Source organism: Opitutus terrae PB90-1 (genome assembly GCF_000019965.1).
Taxonomy (GTDB): domain Bacteria; phylum Verrucomicrobiota; class Verrucomicrobiia; order Opitutales; family Opitutaceae; genus Opitutus; species Opitutus terrae.
Genome location: NC_010571.1, coordinates 944,244 through 970,514, shown reverse-complemented (window position 1 = coordinate 970,514; position 26,271 = coordinate 944,244). Strand labels below are relative to the sequence as shown.

General features: G+C 67.5%; 18 protein-coding genes. 2 read left to right on the top strand and 16 right to left on the bottom strand.

Annotated features, from left to right (window positions below):
* Positions 1–40: 40 nt before the first annotated feature.
* Together OTER_RS04005 and OTER_RS04000 are read left to right on the top strand one after the other, a co-directional pair.
* On the top strand, positions 41–703 hold the full coding sequence (locus OTER_RS04005; protein WP_012373619.1) for a guanylate kinase: 663 nt from the start codon (positions 41–43) through the stop codon (positions 701–703).
* Positions 704–1,023: 320 nt separating this feature from the next.
* Positions 1,024–1,701, top strand: a complete 678-nt coding sequence (locus OTER_RS04000) for a TVP38/TMEM64 family protein (protein ID WP_012373618.1) — start codon at positions 1,024–1,026, stop codon at positions 1,699–1,701.
* Here OTER_RS04000 and OTER_RS23640 read toward each other — a convergent pair.
* The 16 genes from OTER_RS23640 to OTER_RS03920 all read right to left on the bottom strand — a co-directional run bounded on the left by OTER_RS23640 (position 1,610) and on the right by OTER_RS03920 (position 26,264).
* Positions 1,610–4,036, bottom strand: a complete 2,427-nt coding sequence (locus OTER_RS23640) for an endonuclease/exonuclease/phosphatase family protein (protein WP_012373617.1) — start codon at positions 4,034–4,036, stop codon at positions 1,610–1,612. The two genes, OTER_RS04000 and OTER_RS23640, sit on opposite strands and share 92 nt — an antisense overlap.
* Before the next feature lie 146 nt (positions 4,037–4,182).
* On the bottom strand, positions 4,183–5,460 hold the full coding sequence (locus OTER_RS03990) for a glycosyltransferase (protein WP_044891548.1): 1,278 nt from the start codon (positions 5,458–5,460) through the stop codon (positions 4,183–4,185).
* 85 nt (positions 5,461–5,545) lie between these two features.
* Positions 5,546–7,843 (bottom strand): hypothetical protein, encoded by a 2,298-nt coding sequence (locus OTER_RS03985; RefSeq protein ID WP_012373615.1) that lies wholly within the window; start codon positions 7,841–7,843, stop codon positions 5,546–5,548.
* Between the two features lie 228 nt (positions 7,844–8,071).
* Positions 8,072–8,881: a peptidase inhibitor family I36 protein gene (locus tag OTER_RS03980; RefSeq protein ID WP_148217998.1), complete on the bottom strand. Its 810-nt coding sequence runs from the start codon at positions 8,879–8,881 to the stop codon at positions 8,072–8,074.
* Positions 8,882–8,921: 40 nt separating this feature from the next.
* A complete protein-coding gene (locus OTER_RS03975; protein WP_012373613.1) occupies positions 8,922–10,478 on the bottom strand; it encodes an L-aspartate oxidase in 1,557 nt (518 codons plus the stop codon).
* A gap of 25 nt (positions 10,479–10,503) precedes the next feature.
* Entirely contained in the window at positions 10,504–11,349 is an 846-nt protein-coding gene (gene nadC, locus OTER_RS03970; protein ID WP_012373612.1) for a carboxylating nicotinate-nucleotide diphosphorylase, read from the bottom strand.
* A 111-nt stretch (positions 11,350–11,460) separates the two neighbouring features.
* Positions 11,461–12,504 carry a quinolinate synthase NadA gene (nadA, locus tag OTER_RS03965; protein WP_012373611.1) on the bottom strand — a complete coding sequence of 348 codons (1,044 nt, stop codon included), beginning with the start codon at positions 12,502–12,504 and terminating at the stop codon, positions 11,461–11,463.
* Between the two features lie 96 nt (positions 12,505–12,600).
* Positions 12,601–13,341: a type III pantothenate kinase gene (locus tag OTER_RS03960; protein WP_012373610.1), complete on the bottom strand. Its 741-nt coding sequence runs from the start codon at positions 13,339–13,341 to the stop codon at positions 12,601–12,603.
* Positions 13,342–13,495: 154 nt separating this feature from the next.
* Entirely contained in the window at positions 13,496–14,185 is a 690-nt protein-coding gene (locus OTER_RS03955) for a phosphopantothenoylcysteine decarboxylase domain-containing protein (RefSeq protein WP_012373609.1), read from the bottom strand.
* A 27-nt stretch (positions 14,186–14,212) separates the two neighbouring features.
* A complete protein-coding gene (locus OTER_RS03950) occupies positions 14,213–14,779 on the bottom strand; it encodes a flavoprotein (RefSeq protein WP_012373608.1) in 567 nt (188 codons plus the stop codon).
* Positions 14,780–14,897: 118 nt separating this feature from the next.
* Complete coding sequence (gene panC / locus OTER_RS03945; RefSeq protein WP_012373607.1) at positions 14,898–15,671, bottom strand: pantoate--beta-alanine ligase; 774 nt, start codon at positions 15,669–15,671, stop codon at positions 14,898–14,900.
* Positions 15,672–15,839: 168 nt separating this feature from the next.
* Positions 15,840–16,631: a 3-methyl-2-oxobutanoate hydroxymethyltransferase gene (gene panB / locus OTER_RS03940; protein ID WP_012373606.1), complete on the bottom strand. Its 792-nt coding sequence runs from the start codon at positions 16,629–16,631 to the stop codon at positions 15,840–15,842.
* A 165-nt stretch (positions 16,632–16,796) separates the two neighbouring features.
* Complete coding sequence (locus OTER_RS03935; protein ID WP_012373605.1) at positions 16,797–19,061, bottom strand: sensor histidine kinase, YfiR-like protein-associated; 2,265 nt, start codon at positions 19,059–19,061, stop codon at positions 16,797–16,799.
* Between the two features lie 2 nt (positions 19,062–19,063).
* Positions 19,064–19,630 carry a TOL_0243 family YfiR-like periplasmic protein gene (locus OTER_RS03930; RefSeq protein WP_158305353.1) on the bottom strand — a complete coding sequence of 189 codons (567 nt, stop codon included), beginning with the start codon at positions 19,628–19,630 and terminating at the stop codon, positions 19,064–19,066.
* 20 nt (positions 19,631–19,650) lie between these two features.
* Positions 19,651–21,588 (bottom strand): TonB-dependent receptor plug domain-containing protein, encoded by a 1,938-nt coding sequence (locus OTER_RS03925; RefSeq protein WP_012373603.1) that lies wholly within the window; start codon positions 21,586–21,588, stop codon positions 19,651–19,653.
* Positions 21,585–26,264, bottom strand: a complete 4,680-nt coding sequence (locus OTER_RS03920; protein WP_012373602.1) for a PAS domain S-box protein — start codon at positions 26,262–26,264, stop codon at positions 21,585–21,587. Before OTER_RS03920 ends, OTER_RS03925 begins: the two co-directional genes overlap by 4 nt.
* Positions 26,265–26,271: the final 7 nt, after the last annotated feature.

Here is a 26,271-nt window from a genome sequence, read left to right as displayed (position 1 = left end):
TAGGCCCTGGGCTATAGGCTCCCCGTCCGCACTCTCTCCAATGGAAAACGTCGCCGGCCAGAGCCCGCAGCCGGGAGCTCACAGCCTAACGCCCACCGCTGTTCTTCTCGTCCTGGCCGGGCCGGCCGGCTCCGGCAAGAGCACGCTGTGTGACCGACTCGTCTTGGAGGATCCGTCGTTCTCGCGCGTGATCACCACCACCACGCGCGCGCCGCGGCCGGGGGAGATCAACGGCGTGCACTACCATTTCTTCACCCCGGAAGAGTTCGATCGGCGGGTGGCGGCCGGCGAGTTCCTCGAGTGGGCGTGGGTGCACGGCAAACCTGGCGCGGGCGTCGATCGCCGCTACGGCACGTTGAAGGCGAGTGTGCTCGAACCGCTCGCGCGCGGACAGAACCTCGTCATGAGCGTCGACGTGCAGGGGGTGGAAAGTTTCCGCCAGGCTGCGCGCGCAAATCCGCTGCTCGCGCGGCATCTGGTCACCGTGTTCATCCTGGTGGATCACGACCGGCTGATCGCGCGAATGCGCTCGCGCGCGCAGGACAACGAGGCGGAGATCGCGGGCCGGATGAAGACCGCCGAGCGTGAGCTGAAGGAAGCGCACAAGTTCGATTTTCGCATCGAGAGCAAAACACGCGACGAGGACTTCGCCACGCTGCGGAGCATTCTGGAGCAGGCGCGAGCGCGCGTGGCGGCGAAGTAGTCTGGCAGCGTAGCCGGGCGCGGTGAGGTCGGTGGATTTTTCGCTCTAGCCCCCAAATCGTAGACGGGAGTCGACGACCCCGGCTACAACGACGGCGGATAGTAGTGCGGCGACGTCGCGTCGCGGGCCGGACGCGGCAAGGGCGCCCCGTCTTTGGGTGCCGGTCTTGGTGACGCTCAGGACAGACCACCGCCATGGCGGCTCTGCTGCACAGGGGCGTTGCAGCACCAGCGCGGAGGCGACAAGCTGAGTCCGTGAACGCGCGCGGTCGCGATTCTCGGCCCGACCGAACTGACGAGCTCCCGTGCGGTCTGGAGCGGATGCCCCGCACCTTCCTGGGATTCGAATTCGACCGTCGCACGGTCGTGAAACTCGTCCTGGTGGTGCTCGCGATTGCGGCGCTCTCGCTGCTGTACCGGCAGATTGACGTGGCCGCGCTGCATCGTCGCGCCGAGGCGATCAACGGGGTGTGGGTTTTCGTGCTGATGACCGTGCTGCCGCTGATCGGTTTTCCGGTCAGCGTCACCCACGCGGTGGCGGGCGTGCGATTCGGGCTGGGCCTCGGCTGGGCGCTGGTCGCCATTTCGATCGTACTGCAGTTGCTCGCGAGCTACGCGCTGGTGAAAAGCCTGCCGGGTTTCTTCTCGCACCGGTTCGAGCGCGTCCGCCAACGGTTGCCGCACACGGCGCACGTGCCACTCACGCTGTTCACGCTGCTGCTGCCGGGCGTGCCTTATTTCGCGAAAAATTACGTGCTGCCGCTCGCCGGGGTGCCGTTGCGCACCTACCTGCTCTGGTCGGCGCCGATCCACATCGCGCGCTCGATCGTCGGGATCCTGTTCGGTGACATGAGCGACAATCTCACCCCCGCCCGCGTCACGGGTTTCGCCCTCTATACGATCGCCATCACGGCGACGTGCGCGTGGGCGTTTCGGCGGCTGCAGGCGCAAGTGCCAGATCCACGATCAGCGGCAGGTGATCGGACGCGACGCGAGTGAGCTCCGAGCGCGGCACGCGCACGTCCTGCACGCGGAAGTGCGGGGAAATGAAAATATGGTCGAGCCGGACGAACGGCCGGTTCGAGCTGAAGGTGCTGAGCGGTCGGTGGCCGTCGCGCGCGGCTTGGGCATCTTGCAGCCGGTTCGCCATGAGCCCGTAGGGCGCGCTGCCCGGGGTGAGGTTGAAATCGCCGCACAACACCACTCTCTCGTCGTCACGCAATCCGCCGAGCCATTCCGGGCTGAGCAGCATCTTCATCTGCAGCAATCGCTCGCGCCGGCCGAGGCCGAGATGCGTGGTGACGACGTGCACCGGCGTGTCGCCGATCCACACGCGGGCCCACAGCGCGGCTCGCGGTTCCTTCCACCAGCCGCGCGGATCGTGCGGCAGTAGTTTGCGTTTCACCACCTCGATCGGCCAGCGGCTCAGTAACGCATGACCATAGTGCTCCTGGCCGCGCGTGACGGTCGGGCAGAACACCATGTGCAGCCCGAGCTGATGCGCGATCAACGCGGCTTGGTCTTCGGCGCGCGAACGGCGGCGGCCGAGATCGATCTCCTGCAGCGCGACGAGATCCGGGCCATGCGCGGCGATCACCCGCGCAACCCGGCGCGGCGAGACGCGCCCGTCCATCCCGGAGCAGCCGTGGACGTTGTAGGTCATCAACCGCAGCCGGTTGGCCGCCGGAGCTAGCCGTTGGGAGCGCGCGGCGAGGCTGTGCCGGCCGAGATAGTGAAGCGCCGCCGTGCGCAGCGCGCCGGGCCGGATGAAATCGTCGGTCCCCGCCGGCAATTCGGTGGTCGAGGGCAGCAGTGCGAAGCCTTGCGTCTCGTTCGGGCCGAATCCGCCGTGAGCGCCACGCTCGGGCGCGAAACTCACGGGCGCGTCCCACGGGCTCCAACCGACGAGGATCAAGTCGCCGGCGTCGGGGTGCGCGGTAAAGCCCACCAAATCACGCGCGATTTCCTCCCGCAGCGTGGGCGGATGCGGCAGCAACGCCGGTACCTCCCCTGGCACGCGGGTTTCGCCCTGCGCGTGAAACCAGGTGATTTCGCCGGCGGCGTCGCGCAGCAACACGCCGGGCACATGGCCGCTGCGGACGAGCGTGCGCGCGAGCGCGCGCCGTTGGTCGTCGGTCTTCGGCTCGGTGAAATACACGTGGGCCACCGGCCCCATCGCGGCGACCACGAAGCCGCGGCCCTGGTCGTCGAGCGCGGCGCGCTCTTCGCGCGACGGCGGCGTGAGGCGTCGGCGTTGCGTGAGCCACGGCGCAGCGGCCGTGCGCCGCGGGCGTTGTCGCTGCTGCCAGACTGGATCGTTGCGGCGCGTTTGCTCGAGACTTTCGGAAATCACCTGCTCGATCCCGCCCGGCACCACGTCGAGAATCGATCGCGTGTGCTCCTGGCCGTGGTCGGAAAAAATCCAGACCGCGTAGTCGCGGCGACGCGAGCGGTGGGCGGCACGCGTGATCTTGCGGATCGCGGTGTCGATACCGCGCAGCCCGAAATGCGCGAACCGTGAGCCCGGCCCGCGCACGTGCGCCTGCTCGTCGTAGCCGACAAAGTTGATGTGTACGATCGGCAACCCGCGCGTCACATCGATCTCACCGCTGATCGTCAGCAGTTCGCGCAGGCCGACGCCGATGAACACCCGCGAGAGCATCAGCATGATCTCCGGCGAGGGCCGCCGGCCGGCGGCGATCGCGCGCACGCCGTCGCCCACCGACACCGCCATCTCGATCAGCAGCAGCCAGAAGATCCGCAGCGCCGCGGGCAGCTGAAAGATGATGAAGAGAAAAATGTTTCGAATCTTCCCCGAGCGCCACATGTCGCCCAGCCCGATGCTGGCGGCGCAAAAATGGCTTTCCTCCTGCGCGGCCCCGCCCGTGTAGATGTTGGACCACGAACTGCCGCCCTTGAGCAGGCCCTCCGCTTGTTGCATACAGGCGGATTCGCGGGCCTTGGCCCAATCGGGATCCCACATCCGGCCCATTTTTTTCAGCACGCGATCGAAAAAGCTGAAGGCGGGCACGGCGGATTTCACGCCGTAGAACAACTCCGCCTGCACGGCGGGGGTCGTGGAGGGCAGGCCCGGATAAAACGTCCGCAACTCATAGCCTTCGCGCTCCAGCAGCCGGCGCAGAAACGGCAGCCGGCCCGCCGCCAACGCCGCCTCCACCTGCGACCGGGCGAGTCCGTCGATCTGAATCAGCAACAGTCCAGGTACCTCGCTGGTGCCTTCGGACGGCGTCAACCCGAGGTGGCGGATGGCCCACTCGTTGCGGCTCAGCCCGAGCCGCAGCCGATGAACGATGGATTCAATGCCGGCAAACATTCCGAGAAATCACAAAACCCAAAGGCCAAGGCCCAAAGAACTCCGCACCGGCGAAATTTCAAAAACCGCTCCGGCGACTGCGATGCCGCCCGGTGCGACGATTTTTCTTTGGCGTTTGATCATTGGCGTTTGGAATTTGGCCTCGGTCAGCGGCCCCCCATCGCCTGCGCGACCGCTTGGGCTTTTTCCGCGAGCAGATTCCACTCGACGCTCACGCGCTCGAGCAACGTGCCCCACGGGCTGCGCTCGATCATCAACCGCTCGCGGCGGGTCATCCGGCGCACGTCCTCGTAGTAGGTGAGCGCCAGCTCCGCGCAGCGTTCGCGCGAGAAGAGTTCCGCGGTGCGGCGCGCCTCCTCGCCAAACGCCGAGCGCATGTCGTCATGCCGCTGGAGCCGCGCCAGCTGCGCGGCGAACCGTCGCGGTGACGCGGTCTTCTCGAGCATGAACCCGTTCTTGCCGTCATCCATGACCTCGCGAACCCCCGAAGCGTTGAGCGCGATCACCGGCAGCCCGGCGGCCATGGCCTCGGCGAGCACCATGCCTTGCGTCTCGCTGAAGGAGGCGAAGGCGAACAGGTCCATCGCGTTGTAAGCGTCGGCAAGCGAGCGGCCGGTCTGCTTGCCCGCCAGCACCAGCCGGTCGAGCACGCCGTGCTGACCGAGGACCTGTTTTAGCGTTTCCTCGGACGGACCGGCGCCGACGACGAGAAACCACGCGTCCGGCGAGCGATGCAGAAACTGCGCGACCGCTTCGGCGAGAAACTCGAGGTTCTTCTCGGGCGCGAGCCGGCCGACGTGGCCGACGACGAACGCGTCGGGCGGCAGCTTGAACTTCGCGCGAAACCGGCCGCCGTCGCCGCTGGCGAACGCCTCGGTGTCGATGCCCGTCGGTACCACGCGGATCGGCACTTCGACGCCACGGCGGCGAATGAGCCGGGCGATGCTCTCGCTCGGCGCGATCACGGCGTCGCAGAGATTCGCGAAATGCGTGGAGATGTTGATCGCAACCTCCTTCAGCGCGGGTGAGTCGAACGGCACGTAATGCGTGTAGTCCTCGTAGCGCGTGTGGTGCGTGAAGATCACCGGGACGTTTTTGTTGGCCGCCACGCGCAGCGCCGTGTCGCCGAGCAAAAACGGATGATGCGCGTGCACGATGTCCGCCCGGAAAGCGTCGAGCCGCGGCGTGAGCCCGGTGAGCAGCGGCAGCTTAACGGAGAAGTCGCTGCCGTTGAATTTCTGGATCGCGGGCACGCGCTCGACGATCGCTGCGGCGCGGGCGGGCAGGGCCTTGCCTTGGAATTCGGGGGCCACGACGAGCACGCGGTGCTTTCGCTTGCGATATTCCTCGGCGAACGTGCTCACGGAACGCGCTACGCCGCCGACGTGCGGCAGGTAGGTGTTCGTCATCATGCAAATATTCATGGGAGGGAGCGCTCCGGGCGGGTGCGGCGGGAGCACCGGCCCGCCGGAAGCGGCGGAAAATAGAACCACGGCGAGCGGGTAAGTTTCATGGCTGGCCTCCGTTCCGGGTCAGGATGAATTCATTTCGCTGCTCGCCGGGCGGGAGCGACAGCGGTGCGCAGCCGGGCAGGTGGAATTCGAGCGCCGGCGCACCGCCGCGCCAGGCGGCGTCGAGCTGCACGCGGGCGCCGGCGTCCTGGGCGCTGATCCGTACCCTGACGGCGCCATACGGGGTCAGCGTAGGCCCGAACGCCGCCTCCGCGTCCCGCCACCATTCCGGCCGCAACCCGGCGCCGATCACGAGCGTGCCGGCTTCCTCCCGCACGAAAAGATGCCGGATCATCATCAACCATTCCGCGGCGGCCCAAATATGCTGGCCGTCACCCATGCAGCCGCCGAGCGTGAGCGGATGAATCGCCTCGGGCCACTGCCCGGTCGGCGAGGCGAGCTCGGCCACGCGGTCGATCAAGGCCCACGCCGCCTGCGGTTTGCCGGCGCGCAGCCGCACCTGCGCGAGATGCAGCGTCAGGTAGGCGTTGATGCCGGAATGAATCATGTTTTGGAAAAAACCACCGTCGTGCAGGCACTCGTTGCACAGGTAGTCCGCCGTCTTTGCGATCGAGCGGTCGCCGGGCGCGAAGAGCTGCAGCGGATAGTCCGCCACGAGCGAGCCAACCGAGCCGGAGTCCATCCGGCGATGCGGCGACGCCGGAATCGCGCCCGGAAACCGGCGGTGCGGACCGGCGGGAAACGAACGGCGGATGGTCTCGAGGAACTCGTCGGCCTCGCGCGCGCACTCGGTCGCGTCCGCCGGATCCGTGGCGCGCAGCAGCTCGGCCGCGGCCCGCAGCCCACCGACTGCCCAGAAGTCATCCCAATAATAATAGTCGTTCGGTCCGAGATGCTCGGCGCTGAATCCGGCCGGCAGCAGCCCGGCTTCGAGCCGCGGCGGCGTGAGCGGCAGCCGCTTGCGGTGAATCCACCGCGCGCCTTTCGCGACGGCGTGCAGCCAGTCGGCGGGGAGTGATTCGCCGGTCAGCGCGGCGAAGCGGTGATAAAACCACAATGCTTCGCCGTTGCTGTCCCACTCGCCTTCCTGCGAGAGGAAGTAACCGTCGAGCCGCTGGCGAGGGGCGAACTCGCGCAGCGCCCGCCGCGTGCGCTCGACCGCGCCGAGCGAGAGCAGCGCGTTGAGCACGAACACGGCGTCGCGGAACCAAAAGCGCTTGTATGTGTAGGGTCCGGGATAAACTTCCCCCGGCGCGTGCAACACGACGTTGGCAACCGCCAGGTCGTAGAGCCGCTGCAGCCGTGGTTCGTTGATCGTCAACCGCGCGAGCGGCGCCACCGCCTCGCTCCACGATTGCGAATTCCGGATCACCGGTCGCTGCCGCGGCTCAAGTTCGTCGAAAATCGGCACCCGGATACGGCTCGAGCCGTGGCCGTCGGCTCCGGTGGAAAACAAGGCAACGGCGGTGGCCATGCTGACCGGGCAAGTGACGCGCTGCGCCGTGAAGCTCTCGCGCAGCCGCAGCAGCACATCGCCCGCCGCGTAGGTGGAAAGCAGATGGCGCTCGGGCGCGCGATCGAACCGCACCTCGTGCCGGTGATTGATCAGCCACCCCGGCCAGTCCGGAGCGACCGCGATGTCCTTGATGAAGCTGACGCCCTCGGGATTGTAGGGCCGCAACGCCACCGCGATCGCCCCCGGCCGGCGACTGAGCGTGCGGACGTGAATCGTGCAATGCGGCTGCCCGCGCTCGAGCTCGAGCGTAACGCAGCTCTCGAGACCAACCCCGTCGGTGGCCGGATCCGCGGGATCGAACGCCGCGTCGCCGACGATCGTGCGCACCTGGAGGTTCTGCTCGAGCGACAGCGTTTGTTCGACGCGGCTGAGCTTGGAAGGCAGCAGCAGCGGTCCCTCCTCCGGCACAAACCAAAAATCCAGCGACCAGCCATCGAACAGCGGCGTCACCAGCCCGCGCGGATCGACGATCGGATAGAACGGGACGTCGGGTCGGCCCACGGCGGTCCAGTTGCGGTGCGTGAGATTGATGTGGCTGAAAGAAAACGCCCGCGGAATGAACGACGGATCGGCCGGATTGAACTGCCGCTCGACCCAGTAGGGCCACACCCAGTCGAGATTGTTCTGGATCGCCTTCGTGTTCACCAGCCCGCGCGCATGGAACAGCATGCCGGCGCGCAGCAACTCGATCGGCTCAGCGACTTCGGAGGGTTTGGCAAAGCCGCGCAAGCTCGCAAGCAGAGCCACCGGGTCGAGAAACCCGTAGGCTCGCGCGATGCGAGTGATCAGGAAACGAACTGGCCGGGTGCGCAAAATCATGGCTGAGCCGGGTCCGATCCAATTGTCCTGAACTAAACCCGAAAGTGCCGGATTGCAGCTTAAAGTGGGAGACAATCCCATGCGCGCAAACGCTGCGGACACGGCGCTGCGCCCTGAGCTTCCGGCGAGGTTCGTGGTCGCTTGTGCCGACCAAAAGCGGCGTGTGCCCGCAGGCGCGAGCTTGCCCGGAAGCAAGCCCCGCCGCCGAGCGCCCTTCGTTGCCGAGGCTTACCCGCCCCGAGGCGGCCGCGGGCGATCGTGCGGGGCGTCGTCGCGGCGAATGGCCTTGCGGACGTCGTCCCCGTTCCACCCGCGCCGGATCATCTGCTCGCGCATCCGCCGCAGCTCGCGTTCGTCCGGATCACGCCGGAACACTTCGCGATAGGCTTCGTTGATGATCCGGTCCGCAATCGGACGGTACTCGTCGCTCTCACGCAGCGAGTGCCGCAGCTGTTCCTCGCTCCAGTTGTCCTGGAGGATGTGCCGGCGGTAGTCGCGCAACCCGCCCTCGTCGGCGTCGCGCCGAAGCATATCCCGATACGCCCGGCGGATCATCGCATCGACGCGAGCGGAATCCGGACGACCGCGGTCCCCGTCGTCCCGGCCACCACGCTCGACGCGGAGCGAGGAAATGGCGTCATTCCAGCCCGGCGCGCTGTCGCCGAGGTTGGCGACGGAATGCTGGAACCGATCGCGATCACCGCGAAAGCCGGCATCCTGGAACACACTCACCTGGGCGCCGGCCTCGACCCGGAACGACGAGATCCGGTCGTTCATGACCTGACCGTTGGAGAAACGCACCCGCGTCAAGTTTTCCAGGACGTCCCCGGCATACACGGTGAAGGAGCCGCCGCGGAAATCGGCGTGCTCGTAGAACGTCACGCTGGGTCGGCCGCGATCATCCGCGCGGGCGCTGGCCAGGGTGGCGCCGCAAGCCGCCAGCAGGAACAGGGTGGAGAGGGAAAGTGGACGCATGCCCGTATGACGACACCGGTGACGCCCCAGTTTCAATCCCATACGCGCAACCGCGCGCCCCACAATGTAACCTAATAGGTTACATTCTGCGGGGGCGCACTCGTCACTCCTCCTCGATCACGTAGTGACAGCCCTTGCTGTGGGGATTGAGCGACGCGGCGTGGACGATCAACAGGGCGGTTTGGATGCCGTTGCGCAGCTCGATCAGCTCGCGCGAGAGCCGGCACCCGCGATAAAAACTCTGCACCTCCTCGCGGAGTTCGAGCAGGATTCGGCGCGCCCGCGTGAGCCGGCGACGCGAGCGGATCACGCCGGCGTAGTTCCACATCGTGTGCTGAATCTGCAGCATGTCCTGCCGCACGAGCACGGGGTCGGCCTCGCGGGTGGGGCTCTCCCACAACCGCGGCTGCGGCAGCCGAAAGTCCGTCGCGGCCATCCCCGCGGCATCCGCGATCGCGGCGGATTTTGCACTCACCAGGCACTCGAGCAGCGACGTGCTCGCGAGCCGGTTCGCGCCGTGCAGGCCGGTGCAACCGGTTTCCCCGATCGCGTTGAGGTGCTGCACGCTGGTTCGGCCGGAGAGATTGGCGTGCACGCCGCCGCACGCGAAATGCGCCGCCGGCACGACCGGAATCGGCTCGCGCGTGATGTCGACCCCGTAGCTGAGACAGCGTTCGTAAATGTTCGGGAAGCGGTCGCGTACGAACTCCGGCTTCATCGCCGACAGATCGAGGAACACGCCGGGGTCGCCGCTGCTCGCGAGTTCCTGCTTGATCGCGCGCGCCACGATGTCGCGCGGCGCGAGCGAGCCGCGCGGGTCGGCTGCATCCATGAACCGCTCGCCCTTCGCGTTCACCAGCACGCCGCCTTCGCCGCGCATCGCCTCCGTGATGAGGAAGCGGGGTGCATTTTTCTTCGCGAAGACGGTGGGATGAAACTGGACGTATTCCAGGTCCATCAACCGGGCGCCGACGCGGTAGGCCATCGCGACGCCGTGACCGACGCTGCCGGGCTGGTTTGTCGAATGCAGGAAAATCTGTCCGAGCCCGCCGGTCGCGAGCACGGTTTTTTTCGCCACGATCGCAACCGTTTCGCCGGTCGACGTGTCGAGCACGTAGGCGCCGAAGCAGGTCAGCGGCTCGTATTTGTCGGTCAGGTCCTCGGAGTTGTGCGACAGCGTCAGCAGGTCGATCGCGACCCAGCCGCTGCGGCGCGTGATCGCCGGTTGCTCGTCGACCCGATGCGCGACGGCGGCGAGGATCGCGTGTCCAGTGGCGTCCTTCGCGTGAATGATCCGGCGGTGGCTGTGTCCGCCCTCACGCGTGAAGTCCAATTCGCCGGCGGGGCCGCGGTCGAAGCCTATCTTCAGTTCGTCGAGCAGCAGCTCCTTGACGGCGATCGGGCCCTCGCGGATCAGATGGTCGATCGCCGCGGGGTTCGCGGTATGATCGCTCGCGACCATGATGTCGCGTGCCAGCGCCGCGGGGTCCTGCGCCTGGTCGTAAATGATCCCGCCTTGCGCCCAGTCACTGTTGGCTTGGAGCGGTCCATCGAGGGCGAGGAGTTCGACCTTGAACCCACGTCTGGCCATCTGCAGCGCGTAAGCCGAGCCGGCGAGGCCGGCGCCGATCACGAGGCAGTCGGTGCGGAGAGTTTCCATGAAAGTGGACGGGCTTGCGCCCGCGCTACTTTCCACGCTGCGGCAAAACTGTCAGGCTCAAATCCGCCGCGGGCGCCGAATGCGTCAGCGCGCCGATGCTGATGACGTCGACGCCGGGTTGCGCGTACGCGCGCAGCGTTTCGTAGCGCACACCGCCCGACACCTCGACGACGGCGCAGCCGCCGATCAGCGCCAGCGCGGCTTCGACGCGATCAGGCGTCATGTTGTCGAGCAGGATGACCTCGGCGCCGGCGCGGAGCGCCTCGCGGACTTCGGCGAGCGTCTTGGCCTCGACCTCGATCTTGGCGAGATGCGGGGCCGCGGCGCGGGCCAACTGCACGGCCTTGGCCAGCGAGCCGGCGGCGGCGATGTGGTTGTCCTTGATCAGCACGTGCTCACCGAGCGAGGAGCGGTGATTCACGCAGCCGCCGCAGCGCACGGCGTATTTTTCCAGCGCGCGCCAGCCGGGCGTGGTCTTGCGCGTGTCGACGACCCGCACGCCCGTGCCCTCGACCGCGTCAGCGAACCGGCGCGCCTGCGTGGCCACGCCCGAGAGCCGCTGCAGGAAATTCAACGCGGTACGCTCCGCGGTCAGCAGTGCGCCGGTAGGGCCGGTCACGGTCAGCACCTTCGCGCCCGTCTTCACGCGCTGCCCATCGCGTGCGACGAGTTTCACCGCGAGCGCGGGATCGACGCGGGTGAACACGCGCGCGGCGACCTCGAGGCCGCACACCACGAGATCCTGTCCGGCGGAGATGAAGCCGCGCGAGCGGTGCGTGGGCGCGAAGATCGCGCGGCTGGTCACGTCGCCCAGCCCGGCGTCTTCGTCCAGCGCGAGGTCGATCAGGTGTTCGGTGCGAGGAGTGAGCATGGAGCAATACCAACCACGGATAGTGCGGATAGACACGGCTAAAGCGCGTTCCGGCGACCTGCACTACCCGTGTTTGTCTGGGCGCATCTGTGATCCCAGCGGCATCCGGCTTTATTTCTTCGGCGCGAGCTCAAACATCCGCTCGATGCAGCGCAGTGCGCGCCGCCGCAGCCCTTCGTCGAGCGTGATGATCTGCTCGGGGCGCGGCGCCACCAGCGCCTGGCGCACTTTTTCGAGCGTGTTCATCTTCATGTAGGGACACAGCCGGCAGCCGCCGATGAAGTTCTTCTCCGGCGCCTCGACCTCGAGTCGGCCGACGAGTCCGCACTCGGTCAGCATCAGGAAGTAGGGCGCGTTCGTCGTTTTCACGTAGCTCAGCATCGCACCGGTGCTGCCGACAAAATCCGCGACCGCGGCGACCTCCGGTGTGCATTCGGGATGCGCCACGACCTTCAGCCCGGGAAACTGTGCGCGGGCCTCGGCAATTTGCGCCGGCGTGAATTCATCGTGCACCACGCACGTGCCGTCGGAGGAGATGATCTCCTTCGCCACGCCGCGCTTTTTCATCTCGGCGCGGACGTTCTGTGCCATCAGCCGGTCCGGCACGAACAGGATACGCTTCGCCGGCAGGTTGGCGACGATGTCATAGACGTTGCCCGACGTGACGCAGACGTCCGATTCCGCCTTCACCTCCGCCGTGCTGTTGATGTAGCAGACGACAGTGGCGTCGGGGTAGAGCTGCTTCAGCCGGCGAACCTCTTCGCCCGTGATCGAGTCGGCGAGCGAGCAGCCGGACCCCCGATCGGGCACCACGACGAGCGCATTCGGCGAAAGGATCTTCGCGGTTTCCGCCATGAACACGACACCGGCGAAAACGATGACCTTGGCCTTCGATTCCCGCGCTTTCTCGCTCAGGTAGTAGGAGTCGCCTTTGAAATCGCCGACGCCGTAGATGATCTCCGGTTCCACGTAGGAGTGCGTGAGGATGACGGCGTCCTTCTCGCGCTTGAGCCGGTTGATTTCGAGCGTCAGCGGCGCGATCTCGCGACAGGTCGCGAGATTCCAGGTGCGGCCATGCGGGTCGCAGTCGACGTGCATGAGCAGGCGCAGCAAGCGTTCCGCTTCGGCTTCGATGGTATCGTCAGTGGCAATCATTCAGCGCCTACGATGCACGGCGTGCGCCCGCGGGTCAAAGTCCGGCTTTGCCATCGCCCGCCGCGGCCTCCCGGTCGTGCCGCACAATGTAACCTATTAGCTTACTTTACGGGACGCGGCGAAGACGTGCAGGCCGCGGAGCACCAGATCGGGGACGAGGGCGTCGAAGAGCCCGTCGTGGCCGAACAGCGGGGCATGTCCGCCGGTGCCGACCACGATCGCGGCCCCGCGCCCAAAGGACTCGCGGCGCACGCGGGCCACGAGCTCGCGCACGGCGCCGAGGTGACCGAAGAATACGCCGCTGGCGATCGCCTCCATGGGGGAGCGGCCGACGGCCGTGCGCGGACGCCGCGGTGCGATCCGCGGCAATTGGGCCGTGCGAACGGCGAGCGCGTCGACCCAGAGGGTGACGCCGGGCAAAATCGCGCCGCCCAGCAACCGGCCGTCGCGATGCAGTGCCGTCACGGTGGTCGCAGTGCCGCAGTCGACGACGATCACGTGGCGGCGCGGATAAAGCGCCCGCGCGCCGAGCGCGGCGGCGAGCCGGTCGGTGCCGAGCTCGCGCGGTCGGCGATACCTGATCGTCAGTCCGTGCGCGGTGTCGGCGGTGAGCATCCCGGGCTGGATTCGCCAGGTGCGCCGGATCCGCGTGACGACGCGTGCGGTGAGCGCGGGCACGACCGAACAAACCGCCGCGGCGTCGATCGACTTGCCGACCTGCGCCGGCAACCGGTGCAGCTCACCATGTGCCAGACGAAACGTTCGGCTCAGCCGGTCGTCCACGAACACGCCCCCGAACAGCGAGGTGTTGCCGAGAGAGATCGCGAGCGTGCGCATGGGATGACGAGCGCTAGCCCGGATATTTCATGAAATTCATGAGATATCCGCCCTCCGGGCCGACCCAGTCGCGGCTAGCCGCGACAAGGTCGCTCCGCCGCAGGCGGGCGGAAATTTCGGACTGAGCTTCACTCCTGTTCATGAAATTTCCGGACTAGACGCGAGCCGGGGTGCCACTTCCCAGCTCACGGGCGGGACGCGCGGGCCACTCAGCCAGCCATGCGCTGAGCGCGTTCGCCAGTGCTGGGACGCCGTGGAGAAAGAGGGGTTCGACCTCGAGACCGCAGTGCAGTGCGAATGGATGCTGCTCGCGCGCGGCGGCGCGGATTTCATACAGATCGTTGTGCACCACGGCGTCGACGCCGCCGGCGGCGAACTGCGCGGACACGGCGGCCCGCCGGTGGTCGGCGTCGGCTCCGGCCGTGAGCTTGAATCCGATCACGCGCAGCGGTCGCGTGGTGAGCGATTTGAGGTGAGGCAGAATTTTCGGATTGCGCACCAGCTCGAGCGTGAGCGTCTCGGCGGTGGAGGGAAGCTTGCCGACGAACGGCGCGGCGGGGCGGTAGTCGGCGACGGCCGCGGTCATGATGATCGCATCGAAATCGCCGGTCGCGAGCTGCCGTCGCAGTCGCGCCGACAGGTCCATGGCCGAGGAGAATTCCTCGTTGTGCTGTGCGCCGGATGCGGCGGGCGCGGCCGCGCCGTGCAGCAAGGTGACGCCGTGGCTGGCGGCGGCGAGCGCGGTGGCCAGCGCCGCGCCGGTCGTGCCGGTGCTGACGTTCGAGAGGAACCGCACGTCGTCGATCGGCTCGCGCGTGGCACCGGAGGTAACGAGGATCTTCATGGGTTGGGAGCGCGGCGTCCTCGGTCGTTACATTTCGGATGCGGCGGAGGGCGGCCGCGCTCCCAAGGTTTTCAAGATCTCGGCGGTGATCAGTTCCGGTTCAGCGAGCCGGCCGGGCCCGGTTTCGCCGCAGGCGTGCGGGCCCTCGACCGGGTCGAGCACGCGCACGCCCCAGGACTTGAGCGTGGCGATCGAGGCGGCCGTGGCGGGGTGCTTCCACATCCACGCGTTCATCGCCGGGGCGATCCACCACGGTTTCGACTCGAGTTCCCAGGCGAGAAACAGCGTGCCAACCGGGTCGCCGGCGATCCCGGCGGCGAGCTGGTTGATAGTGTTGGCCGTCGCCGGGCAGACGAGCGCGAGATCGGCGGCGCGGGCGAGCGCAATGTGATCCAAGGCGCGGCCCTCCTCGAACACGTCGGTGAACACAGGCCGGCCGCTCAGGCCTTCGAGCGTCGCGGTACCGACGAAGCGCAGCGCCGCAGGCGTCGCGACCGTCTGCACGGTGACACCGGCCTGCACGAGCCGCGAGATCAGCGTGCAAGCCTTGAAGCACGCGATCGAGCCGGTGAGGAGAACGAGGACGTTGGGCATGGGAGCGGAAAACCGAGATGAGAGTTGAGGGTTGAGAGTTGAGGGCCGGAGCAGGCCGGCGCGAAGGCGCGTTCGCGAGGGAGGCGGCATCAGAGCTTGGTTGTTCTCTCAACTCTCATCACTCAACTCTCAACGAGACATTGTCGATCAGCCGCGTCTGGCCGAGCCGGACGGCGCCGAAGCGACGGCCGTCGCGATCCTCGACGTAATCGACGCGGAAACCCGCCGCCTCGAGTCGTGCGCGCGCTTGCTCGACGGTCGGGGCAGCGACGAGCGCTGAGTGAAACTGTGGCGCGAGCGCGCGCTCGGCCGACGAGAGCCGGGCGTTGCGCGAGCTCATCGCGAGCCCGTCCGGTTCGCGAATGATCGGACAGCCGACAATCCGCGTCGGTAGGAAAAACGCCTCGCGCATGCCGCGGATCAACAGCAGCTGCTGATAATCCTTTTCGCCGAAATAGGCGGCTTCCGCATCGGCGATCTGCAGCAGCTTCATCACAACCGTGAGCATGCCAGCGAAATGTCCCGGCCGGTGCGCGCCGCACAGCTCGCGGCTGAACTCGGTCTCGACGACGCCGTAGCGCGTGCCGTTGGGATACATCTCGTCGACCGACGGGACGAATGCGACCGTCACGCCGGCGGCGTCCATCAGCGCGCAGTCCGCGGCGAGGGTACGCGGATATTTTTCGAAATCATGCTGCTCGTCGAACTGCGTGGGGTTGACGAAGACCGACGCGAGCACCACCGGGTGCTCACCGGCCGCCGCGCGGAACAGCGACGCGTGTCCCTCGTGCAGCGCGCCCATCGTCGGAACGAATCCGATCGTGCGACCCGCCGCGCGATGCTCCGCGCGCAGCGCCCGCCACTCGGCGATGGTGTGGATCAGTTTGGGCATCAGTGAATCGATTCTAGCAAGGCAAGCCTCAGACCCCTTAACCACAGATGGACACAAATGAACACAGATGGAAATCCGGTCTCAATCTGTGTTTATCAGTGTTCATCTGTAGTTGAGGTCGCTCGTAACTGGCGACGGGACATCGCCGCTCCATCGGACCAAATCGGTTCACGAAAAGCTCTCCTTGTTCGTGGGAAATTTGCCCGCGCGGACCGCGGTGACGAAGCGGTTGATGCCCTCGCGCAGCACGGTGGCGCCGTCGGCGAACGGCCGCACGAACTTCGGCTTGAAGTCGGGGTTGAGCCCAAGCAGGTCGTGCCAGACGAGCACCTGGCCATCGCAGCCGGCGCCGGCCCCGATGCCGATCGTAGGAATCTGCAGCTCGGCAGTGACGTTGCGCGCGAGCTTCTGCGGCACGCATTCGAGCACGAGCGCGAACACGCCGAGCGCCTGCAGCTCCGCGGCGTCCTCGTGCAACCGCTGCGCCTCGACCGGATCGCGTCCCTGCACCGTGTAACCGCCGAGTGTGTGCACGGACTGCGGTTGCAGCCCAAGATGGCCCATGACCGGAATGCCCGATTCGATCAGGTGGCGGATGACATTGGCGTGTCCGCGCACGCCTTCGATTTTCACCGCGTGCGCGCCGGCGCGCAGCAACTCCGCCGCGGCGTCGAGGGCGGGCGCGATGCCCTTGCGGGCGGCGAGAAAAGGAAAATCGGTCACGATCAGCTTGCCCGGCGCGCCGCGCACCACCGCCCGCGTATGCATCGCCATCAGTTCGACCGTCGCGCCGAGCGTGTCGCGTTGGCCATGGACCACCATCATCGCGCTGTCGCCGACGAGCAGACAATCGACTTCGGTGCCGGCGAGGAGCCGGGCCGCCGACGCGTCGTAGGCGGTGACCATGACGATTTTGCGACCGCCCGCTTTGGCGGCCGCGAGGTCTCGGATCGTAGGCATGCGAGTGGCAAACCGAGCACAGGAATGCCCCGGTCACAAGCCCGCAGCCCGGCAGGGAAGGTAGGGCGCTCGCGCCGGTGAGCGCCGCGAACATCGAGCGAACTCCCGGCGGGCAGCGGAATGCCCGCCCTACCTCGCCGGTTGCGCAAACGTATGCGACAACTGTTACGCCGGCGTGGCGCCGGAAATGCGGGCCAGCGCTTCGTCGAGCGATTGCACGCGCAGCGGCTTGGTCAGATGCACGACGAAGCCGGCGGCGTGGCTGCGCGCGATGTCGCTTTCCATTCCGTAACCGGTGAGCGCGATGCCGGTGAGTCCTTTTTCCGCGCGCAGGTCGGACATCAGCTCATACGCGTTGCCGTCCGGCAGCCCGATGTCGGAGATCACAAAATCGAAGCTTTCCTTGGCGGCGATGGCGCGGGCTTCCGCCACCGTGCCGGCGGCGAGCACTTCGTAGCGGCGCCGCATCAGCAGCTGCTGCAGCGTCGTGCGCGTGGGCGCGTGATCCTCCACCAGCAGAATCCGGCGCCGCATCGTTTCGGGCACCGCCGAGCCTGCAGCCGCGGCCGCGCGGGCGGGCGGGCCATCGGCGGCCGGCATCCGCGGTGCGGCGACATCGCGCCGCAGCAGCGGCAGCTCGATGCGGAACGTGGCGCCGTGTCCCCGGCCCGGACTTTCCGCGCGAATGGAGCCGCGGTGCAGTTCCACCAGCATCCGGGAAATCGCCAGGCCGAGGCCGACGCCGCCGAAGCGATGCGAGCCCGCCGTGCCCGCGTGGTCGCCTTGGGAGAACGCGTCGAAGATCCGCTCGATCTCGGCCGGCTCGAGGCCGATGCCGGTGTCGGTGATCTCGACGACGAGCGAATCGCCGACCGCGAGATGCGTGTGCACGGTGATGCCGCCCTGCTCGGGCGTGAACTTCACCGCGTTCTTCAGCACGTTCCAGAACACCTGTTGCAGCCGGACGGCGTCGCTGAGCACCACGGCCCGGCCGGCGTCGAACTTGAGCGTGGTGACGATCTGCTTCCGCTCCAGCTCCGCCCGCACGGTCGCGAGCGCGTCCTGCAGGATCGCGTGCATGTCGTGCGGCTTCAAATCGAGCAGCAGCTTGCCGCGCGTGATCCGCGTCAGGTCGAGCAGGTCGTCGATCAGCCGGGCCTCGAGCTCGACGTTGTTGCGAATCGTGGCGAAGTCGCTGCGGACGGCGGGCGGGAGCGTCGGGTCCTCGGCCGCTTCGCTGGCGAGCAGCAGCACGGGATTCAGCGGCGTGCGCAGCTCGTGCGAGAGCGTGGCGAGGAAATCGTCCTTCGCGCGCGAGGCGGCCAGCGCGTCGTCGCGCGCGCGCTCGAGCTCCTTCTCCGTGCGCTTGGAGCTGGTGATGTCCTCGGTCACCGCGATCGCGGATTCGATGGTGCCAGCGGCATCGCGGATGAACGCGACGCTGTTGCGCACCCAGACGAAGCCGCCCTGCGGCCGGTCGTAACGGGTTTCGACGACGAACGACGAGCCGTCGCGGGCGGAGTGTTCGCTCAGGAACTGATGATGGCTCAGGTCCGCGGGGTGAATGATGTCCTGCATCCGGAGCTGGAGCAGCGACTCGCGCGGGCGGCCGACGATCTCGCAGTAGCGGTCGTTGACCATGAGGAAGCGCCCGCTGACATCCGTCTGCGCGATACCGGCGCCGGCCTGCTGGAACACCGCGGAGAGTCGTTCCTCGCTCTCACGCAGCGCCGAATGGCTTTCCTGCACCTGGTGCAGCATCGAGTTGAAGGTTTCGGTGAACCCGCCGAGCTCGTCGTTGCTCAGCTTTACGGCGCGCACGGAGTAGTCCTTCCGCTCGGACACGATGCGCGCGGTGTTGGCCAGGTTGAGAATGGGCTGGGAGATCAGCCGCTGGAAATAAGCCGCCAGCGACAGCGCGACCAGCCCCGAGCAACCGAGCACGCTGAGCAGCACGAGTCCGTAGACGCCGAGCCGGCGGTACATGTCGGCGAGGTCACCGCGCAGGTACAACGTGCCGACGCGGTTCTGGCCCTCGATCACCGGCTCGAACAGCGTGATCTGCCGCAAGCCGAAATCGATGCCGTCCACGCCGGGGGTCGCCGGTACGCCGGTGGGGCCGAGCGAGAGGGGATAGGACACGTACAGCTGTCCATCCTTGTCATACAGTGCCGCCGCCTCGATCTCCGGTTCATCGTGCAACCCCGCCAGGATCTGGCTGGCGAGCTTGTGGTCGTCGTAGATCAGCACCGCCGTGCTGTTGGACGCGATGATGTCGGCGATGGTCGAGAGCGTGCGGCGGGTGGTCTGTTTGTAGGCGTAAAGCTCGTAGGTGATCAGCGCCAGCGAGGTCAGCGCCAGGACGGTGAGGCTGGTCAGCATGATGGCGCCGGCCAGTTTCCGTTTGATGGGCAGATCGCGAAAATCCATGGCTACTCTTCCTCGGGCGGGACAATCTCGACGACGCGAAGCAATTTCGCACTGATCGTCAACCCGGCGGCGCGGGCGGCCTCGAGATTGATCCGGACCCGAATCTTGTTTTCCGCGTTCCGGTAAAAACGAACGATGCCGCCGCGGCGGAGAAAGCCGTCGAAGTCGGCCACGGTGAGGACTGCCCGGCCTTCCAGGGTGGCGAAGATCGCCTGCAGATGCTCACGCTGGCTCGCGTGGATGAACAGCACGTGGGCTTGCCGCGCCGCCCGGGCATCGCGGAAACGCATCACCACCACCCGCCGGGAGCCGGCGCCGACTGGCCGGACAAGTTGGTCGAGATAATCGTCGAAGGGATCGGGCCCGAGGATACCGATGATGACGGGATCGTACGGCGTGCGGAAGGACGACGGCGGCCAATCCACGAATTGCGTGAGGTTGTACAGCAGGGCGGCCTTCACCGCAGCCTCGTCCGCCGCGGGCACGGCGCGCACTCCAGGCGCGGACAGGCTGAGCCAGAGGCCGGCGCACGCCGCACGCAGCAACCGGGAAAGCCGGACCGCAGGCATGCGGCGTCCGAGGGTTTGCGTCAGTAGCGCCATGTGATTTTCACGGTCCCGCTCGCGCGGATGAATTCATTGAGGCTGTTGGTGGTGATCAGCTCGCGGTGCAGTCCGGTGAACAGATTGCGGCCGAGCAGCGCGATCTCCCAGCTCTCGGAGGGCAGCCAGGCGAGTCGCAGGTCCGCGGTCCAGTAGCCTTCCGTCGCCGGGTCGGGCCGGCTGCTCACGTGCCGGAGCGTGGCGTCGAATTCCAGATGGTGGCTGAGCACGGCGTGGGCGGTCAGGGAGCCGAGATGCCGCGGGTCGTTGCCCTCGTTGGCGAAACTGCTCCCGGCGCGACTGCCGGGGCGCAACATGAAGTCCAGGTCGAGCAGTCGGTAGCTCGCCTTGAAGAACAGCCGGGCGCTCGGCTGGTATTGCACGCTGGTCTCCAGCCCGTCCGCCTGCGCCTCGGCGCCGTTCTTGAACGTGAGGGGGAAAATCTCTGCGCCGATTGGCTCGGCCGTGCGCAGGTCGCGGTATTCGTTGTGGAAGGCCGCCACGTCGAGCGTCAGCTGCGAGCCGACCTGCTGCCGCCAGCCCAGCTCGTAGGCCACGACCGATTCGGAATCGAACGCGTCGCTCGCGTCCACGATGATCTGGCCGCCAAGTTGGAGCAACAGGTCCTGATCCACGCGTACGGGCGCGCGCACGGCGCGCGAGACTGCGGCCCACCCCGTCGTGCGCGGAGTGGGGGTCCACGCCGCGCGCAGCGAGGGTTCCGCCTCCACGCCGGAAAAACTGTTGTGCTCCGCCTTGGCACCGAGCGTCACCGCCCAGCGCCTCGGAACGACCGCGATCGTGTCCTGCAAATACACTCCCACCACGTGGGTGGTGCGCTGCGGCGGCACCATCGTCGCGAAGCCCAGGTTGGCGATGTCGTCCCGCGACACGTGCACGTCCGCCCCGACGAGCAGATCATGGCGGTCGAGCGGATAGCGGAACTTCGCGGTCAATGCGCCGGTGTCGCGCCGTTCCAGCCAGGCGGTCGGAAGCCAGCGCGCGGTGCGATCGTAGTAGGACATGACCTCGAGGTCGGAGGCGGCGGAGAACGTGCGGCGGATCCGCGCGAGGAGATTGCCACCGGAGATCTCCGCTTGTTCGCGGTCCTGCGGCAGGCCCTTGTTGGTGTAAGCGTCGCCCTGTACCGTCAGGCTGGTGTCCGCATCGAGGAGCGCGTCGGCGCGGAAGCCCACCTGGCCAAAATCGGTGGAGGGCTGGGCATGCCGGCCGTTCGCGAGATACGTCCAATCGGTATCGAAGTACTTCGCGTAAACCCGGTAGAACGCGCGGCGGCCGATCCGGCCACCGTAGCGCACGGCAAGAAAGCCCGGGTCCTCGGTGCCCGCGCCGCCGCTGACCAGCCAGCCCTGCGTGTCGTCGGCGGGCTTCGTTACGATCTGCACGAAGCCGTTCACCGCGAACGCGCCCCAGAGCGCGCCGACCGGACCGCGCACCACCTCGATGCGGTCGACATCCGCCAGCAGCGTGTCCTGCGCGTCCCACTGCACGCCGGAAAAGAACGGGGTGAACAGGCTGCGGCCGTCGAGCAGCACGGAAATTTTGTTGGCGGCGAGGACGTTGAACCCGCGCGCGCTGATCGCCCAGCTCCGCGCGCTCGACTGCGCCACGTCCAGGCCGGTCGCGAGGCGCAGCGCCTCCGGCAGGTTCCGCGCGGTGGAGCGACGGATCTCCTCGCTTGTCAGCACCTCGACCGCTCCCGGTGCCGTCCACCACGGCTCGGTTTTGCGCGACATCGTGGTGACCTCGAGGGAAAGCAGCTCCTCCAACGACAGCTGTTGCATCCGCTCGGCGCTGGCGAGCGGCGTTTGCGCGTGGGCGGCGGCGACGTGGCAAAGGCCGGCGACCGCGAGCCCGCGGAGGCCCGGGATCCAGCGGCGTGCGCGGGAACGCCGGCGGTTCATTCGCCCTCCTTCGCAGCCTGCAGCGTGGCGAGCGCCTGGTCCAGGTGTTGGATACGGACGGGTTTCGTGAGGTGCATCTTGAACCCTGCCCGCCGGCTGCGCATGACATCCTCCTCCATGCCGTAGCCGGTGAGCGCGATGCCGACGAGCCCGTAGCGCTCGCGAAATTCCGCCATGAGGTCATAGCCGCTGCCGTCGGGCAGCCCGATGTCGGAGATCAACAGATCGAAATGCTCCGACGCGGCGAGCGCGCGAGCCTCGGTGGCCGAGGCGGCCGCGGTGACACTGAATCCGCGGCGCACGAGCAGACTTTCCAACGCACTGCGGGTGGGCGCGTGATCCTCCACCAGCAGCACGCGACGGCGTGAGCCGCCGGTGGCGGCGGCGGTGGTGCGGTCCGTCGGCAGTTCCCAGGCAACGGGCGGGTCGCCAGCGGTGGCGCCGGCTGGACCCGCCAGCAGGGGCAGCTCAATCCGGAACACCGCTCCGCGGCCACGGCCCGGGCTCTGCGCCGTGATGCTGCCGCCATGGAGCTCGACCACGCGGCGCGAAATCGCCAGGCCCAGGCCGAGGCCGCCGAATCGGTGCGAGCCGCCGCTGCCGGCGTGGTCGCCTTGGGCAAACGCTTCGAACGCGCGCTCGATCTCGCCGGCCGTCATGCCGATGCCGGTGTCGGCCACGGCCAGCACCAGGCGGCGCCGCTCATGATCGATCCGGCTCGTAATGGTGACGCGGCCGCCGGCCGGCGTGAACTTCACCGCGTTCTTCAGCACGTTCCAAATCACCTGCTGCAGCCGCACCGGATCAGCGCGTACGAATTGAGGTTCGGGTGAAAGATCGAGCACCAGTCCGATTCGTTTCGCCTCGAACTCCGCGCGCACGTTGATGAGTGCGTCGCGCAGCGCCACCGGCGCGTCGACCTCGCGCAAATCGAGCGAGATCTTGTCCCGCACGATGCGCGTCAGATCGAGCAGGTCGTCGATCAGCCGCGCCTCCAATTCCACGCTCTTGCGGATGGTTTCGAAATCCGCCCGGACCGACGGGGGCAGCTGGGGATCGGCGGCGGCGTCGCTGGCGAGCAGCAGCACGGGGCTGAGCGGCGTGCGCAACTCGTGGGACAGCGCCGCGAGGAAATCGTCCTTGGCGCGCGAAGCGGCGACCGCCTCGTCGCGGGCGCGCTCCAACTCGACGCGGTGGGCGCGTTCGGCGTTGCGGCTCGCGTGGATCGCCTCCTCCGCCAGCCGGCGATCGGTGATGTCGACGCACGATCCAATGTAGCCGACAAACTCCTCGTCCTGCTGACGCGGCACGCCGTGCACGAGCATCCAGCGGTACTCGCCGTCGTGCCGGCGGATTCGATACTCGAGGCGGAAGGGCCCGCGCCGCTCGAAGGCGGTGTCGAACACCTCCAGCACATGGTCCCGATCTTCGGGGTGCACGTTGTCGAGCCAACCCAGGCCCACCTCCTGCTCCAGCGTCCGGCCGACGAATTCGAGCCAGGGCTGGTTGAACCAGGTGCGCTGCTTGTCGGTGTCGGCGATCCACAGCAGCACGGGCGCGTTGTCCGCGGCGACGCGGAAGCGCTCCTCGGTCTCGCGCAATTCCGCCTCGGCGCGTTTGCGCTCGGTGATGTCGACGAGCATGGCGAGTCCGTAGGTGGGCCGGCCGCTGTCGTCGAAGATGCTGGTGGCGAAGATATCGATCCAGCCGACGGAGCCGTCCTTGCGCCGGTAGCGGCGCTCGCCGGTGAACGACGGCCGGTCGCCGCGCAACAACCGCTGGGCGACGCGCTCGTTTTCGCCCACCTCTTCCGGCGGACACAGGTCGCGCCAGTTCATTCCGCACAGCTCGGCCTCGGCGTAGCCGACCAGCCGCGCCAGCGCGGGATTGCAGCGCAGGATGCGGCCTTCGAGGTCGCACTCCATGATGCCGATCGATGCCTGCTGAAACACCGCGCGATATCGCTCCTCCGTTGCGCGCAACGCCACCCTCGCCTGCCGCTCGGCCGTGACGTCCTGGAACACCGCGATCGCTCCGCTGATCTGGCCGTCCGGCCCGAACGTCGGCGAAATGCTGAAGTTGGCGAAGAACCGCGAGCCGTCCGGCCGCTCCAGCTCGATTTCGTTGGTCACCAGATTGCGGCCCTCGCGCAGCACGGTGGGCATGGGCCGCGTCTCCATCGCCACTTCGCGACCGTCCTCGCCGATGATCTTGAACTGGGCGGCGAACTCGGCGTAGGGCGCGTGGAGGGTCGGCCGCGCCTGCCAGATCTCGGCGGCGCGCGGATTGTAGAACGTGATCCGGCCCTCGGCATCGACCGTGTAGATGCCGGCGGGGAGCATGGCGACGAGCTGCGCCAGCCGGGCCTCGCTGGCCGTGACTTTCGCTTCGGCCTTGCGCCGCAACTCCGCGAGGTGCAGCTGCGATTGCACCCGCGCGAGCAGTTCGCGCGCGCTGAAAGGCTTGATGAGATAATCATCCGCGCCGGCCTCGAGCCCTTCACTACGGGATTCCTCGCCGGCCCGCGCGGAGAGCAGGATCACCGGCAGTTGCTGTGTCGCCGGCGATTCGCGCAACGCCTGCAGCAACTCGAAGCCGTCCAACCCCGGCATCATGATGTCCGCCAGCACGAGATCGGGTTTCCAATGGCGGACCAGCGCGAGGGCGGCCTGGCCATCGGCCACGGCGGCGATGTCGTAATGCTCGCGCAGCAGCCGCATGACGTAGTCGCGCATGTCGGCGTTGTCGTCGGCCAGGAGCACGCGGGCGAGCGGCGGGCGGTCGGCGCGCGGAACGGCTGGCGCCTTCATGACCGCGTCCGTGGGTTGGATCCATCGCAGCGATTCCTCCACGAAAGCCCGCGGTTCGACACCGGAGGCGCTGCGCGGTGCGCCCGGGTTGGCGGGCGTGCCGGCTGGCCGGTGCACCGGGATCGTGACGCTCACGATCGTGCCAACGTTGACCTCGCTGGTGAGCGACACCGTGCCGCCGTGAAGCCGGACCAGCTCCTGCACCAGCGACAAACCAATGCCGGTGCCCTCGTGCGTGCGACTGTGGGCGTGCTTGAGCCGGTGAAAGCGCTTGAAGACCTCGCTCTGACTCTCGGGCGGGATGCCCAGCCCGGTGTCGCGCACGCGCAGCTCGAACGTCGGGCCGAGGCAGTGCAGCGACACCTCGATCTCGCCGTGCCGGGTGAACTTGAAGGCGTTCGAGAGGAGATTGAACACGATCTTCTCCCACATCTCGCGGTCGACCAGGGCCGGGAACGGCGCGGGAGGGCAGTCCACCTGCAGCCGGAGCCCGGCCTTTTCGATCGCGGAGCGGAAGACCGCGACGAGATCGGCGGTGAACTCCGGCAGGTCGACCGGCTCGAAATGCGCGTCGATCCGTCCGGCTTCTAGCCGCGAGAAATCCAGCAGCATGTTCACCAGTTTCAGCAGCCGCAGGCTGTTGCGGTGAACGACCTTCAACTGCTCGCGGGCATCGGCGGGCAACGCGGACCGCGCGGGTTCACTCAACAATTCCTCGAGCGGTCCGAGGATCAGCGTTAGCGGTGTCCGGAACTCGTGGCTGACATTGCTGAAGAAATCGATTTTCGCGCGATCCAGCGCGGCGAGGGATTCGGCGCGGCGCCGCTGTTCGGCGAACGCGAGGGCGTTGGCCACGGCGGTGGCGACCTGGCTCGCGATCAGTGAGAAGAAACTCTGGTAATCCGGATCGAGTGGCCGCCGCGCGCTCGCGCCGCAGACCAGCAGGCCGTACGGCACCGATTCTCCCGGCCGGGCGATCGGCAGTACGACGGCCGTGTGCGGGCGTTCCGGCCAGGGCCCCTTCGGCAGGGGCCCGAGATCCTCCGGCAGCTGCGAATGCACGCGCGGCTTGCCGGAGCGGATCACCTCACCGAAATGCCAAAAGTCTTCGGGGTCTTCCTGATCGAGCGCCACCCGCGCGGGCGTGCCCCGCGCGCCGGGCTCAATGCCGGGCCCGGGCACGAGTTTTGCCGCCTGGCCGGTTTCGTCGATCGCGTAGAACAGCGCGAACGGCACGTCGTAGCGATTCTGCGCCAAGACGTCGGCCGCGATCCGGCAGGCTTCCTCCGCCGATCGCGCGTCCGGGGCGCGCGCGCCCAGATCGCGCAAGGTGTGCAGTCGCCGCTCGCCGACCACCTGCAGCGTGGTTTCCGTGATGGCGGTGAACACGCCGCCGACGCTGCCGTCCTCGACGCGCGTCGGCGCGAACGAGAACGCAAAATAGCACTCCTCGTTGAAACCGTGGCGGCGCAGCACGAGCAGCAGGTCGTCGCACCAGGAGGCTTCGCCGGTCTGTTCGACCTGCTCGAGAATCGGTCGGATTGAGCTCTCCCAGATTTCCGGCCAGACGGTAATATAGCTTTCGCCGAGCGCCCAGGGATGCTTCTCGCCGAGAATCGGCGCGTAGGCGTCGTTGTAGAAATACAGCCGGTCGGGTCCCCAGATGATACAGATCGGATGGCGCGAAGCCAGGCACAGGCTCAACGCGGTGCGCAGGCTCTGCGGCCAGGTGTCGACCGGGCCGATCGGTTTGCTGGGCCAATCGATCGCCCGCAGGATCGCGCCCGCTTCCCCACCGCCGCGAAACGGATCGGCGGCGCAGGTGGGCCCGGATTGCCCGGCCGTCTTGTCGCTCGCGTCCGCCATCTTCGGT

What these genes read in the sequence shown, in the direction of transcription:
- OTER_RS03950 (WP_012373608.1), bottom strand. Translation starts at nt 14,779, where the DNA reads ATGCCCAACGTCCTCGTTCTCCTCACCGGCTCGATCGCGTGCTTCAAG.
- panC (WP_012373607.1), bottom strand. Translation starts at nt 15,671, where the DNA reads ATGCCCAAACTGATCCACACCATCGCCGAGTGGCGGGCGCTGCGCGCG.
- panB (WP_012373606.1), bottom strand. Translation starts at nt 16,631, where the DNA reads ATGCCTACGATCCGAGACCTCGCGGCCGCCAAAGCGGGCGGTCGCAAA.
- OTER_RS03955 (WP_012373609.1), bottom strand. Translation starts at nt 14,185, where the DNA reads ATGAAGATCCTCGTTACCTCCGGTGCCACGCGCGAGCCGATCGACGAC.
- OTER_RS03975 (WP_012373613.1), bottom strand. Translation starts at nt 10,478, where the DNA reads ATGGAAACTCTCCGCACCGACTGCCTCGTGATCGGCGCCGGCCTCGCC.
- OTER_RS03920 (WP_012373602.1), bottom strand. Translation starts at nt 26,264, where the DNA reads ATGGCGGACGCGAGCGACAAGACGGCCGGGCAATCCGGGCCCACCTGC.
- OTER_RS03960 (WP_012373610.1), bottom strand. Translation starts at nt 13,341, where the DNA reads ATGCGCACGCTCGCGATCTCTCTCGGCAACACCTCGCTGTTCGGGGGC.
- nadC (WP_012373612.1), bottom strand. Translation starts at nt 11,349, where the DNA reads ATGCTCACTCCTCGCACCGAACACCTGATCGACCTCGCGCTGGACGAA.
- OTER_RS03925 (WP_012373603.1), bottom strand. Translation starts at nt 21,588, where the DNA reads ATGAACCGCCGGCGTTCCCGCGCACGCCGCTGGATCCCGGGCCTCCGC.
- OTER_RS03930 (WP_158305353.1), bottom strand. Translation starts at nt 19,630, where the DNA reads ATGCCTGCGGTCCGGCTTTCCCGGTTGCTGCGTGCGGCGTGCGCCGGC.
- OTER_RS04000 (WP_012373618.1), top strand. Translation starts at nt 1,024, where the DNA reads ATGCCCCGCACCTTCCTGGGATTCGAATTCGACCGTCGCACGGTCGTG.
- OTER_RS03990 (WP_044891548.1), bottom strand. Translation starts at nt 5,460, where the DNA reads ATGAATATTTGCATGATGACGAACACCTACCTGCCGCACGTCGGCGGC.
- OTER_RS04005 (WP_012373619.1), top strand. Translation starts at nt 41, where the DNA reads ATGGAAAACGTCGCCGGCCAGAGCCCGCAGCCGGGAGCTCACAGCCTA.
- OTER_RS03935 (WP_012373605.1), bottom strand. Translation starts at nt 19,061, where the DNA reads ATGGATTTTCGCGATCTGCCCATCAAACGGAAACTGGCCGGCGCCATC.
- nadA (WP_012373611.1), bottom strand. Translation starts at nt 12,504, where the DNA reads ATGATTGCCACTGACGATACCATCGAAGCCGAAGCGGAACGCTTGCTG.
- OTER_RS23640 (WP_012373617.1), bottom strand. Translation starts at nt 4,036, where the DNA reads ATGTTTGCCGGCATTGAATCCATCGTTCATCGGCTGCGGCTCGGGCTG.
- OTER_RS03985 (WP_012373615.1), bottom strand. Translation starts at nt 7,843, where the DNA reads ATGATTTTGCGCACCCGGCCAGTTCGTTTCCTGATCACTCGCATCGCG.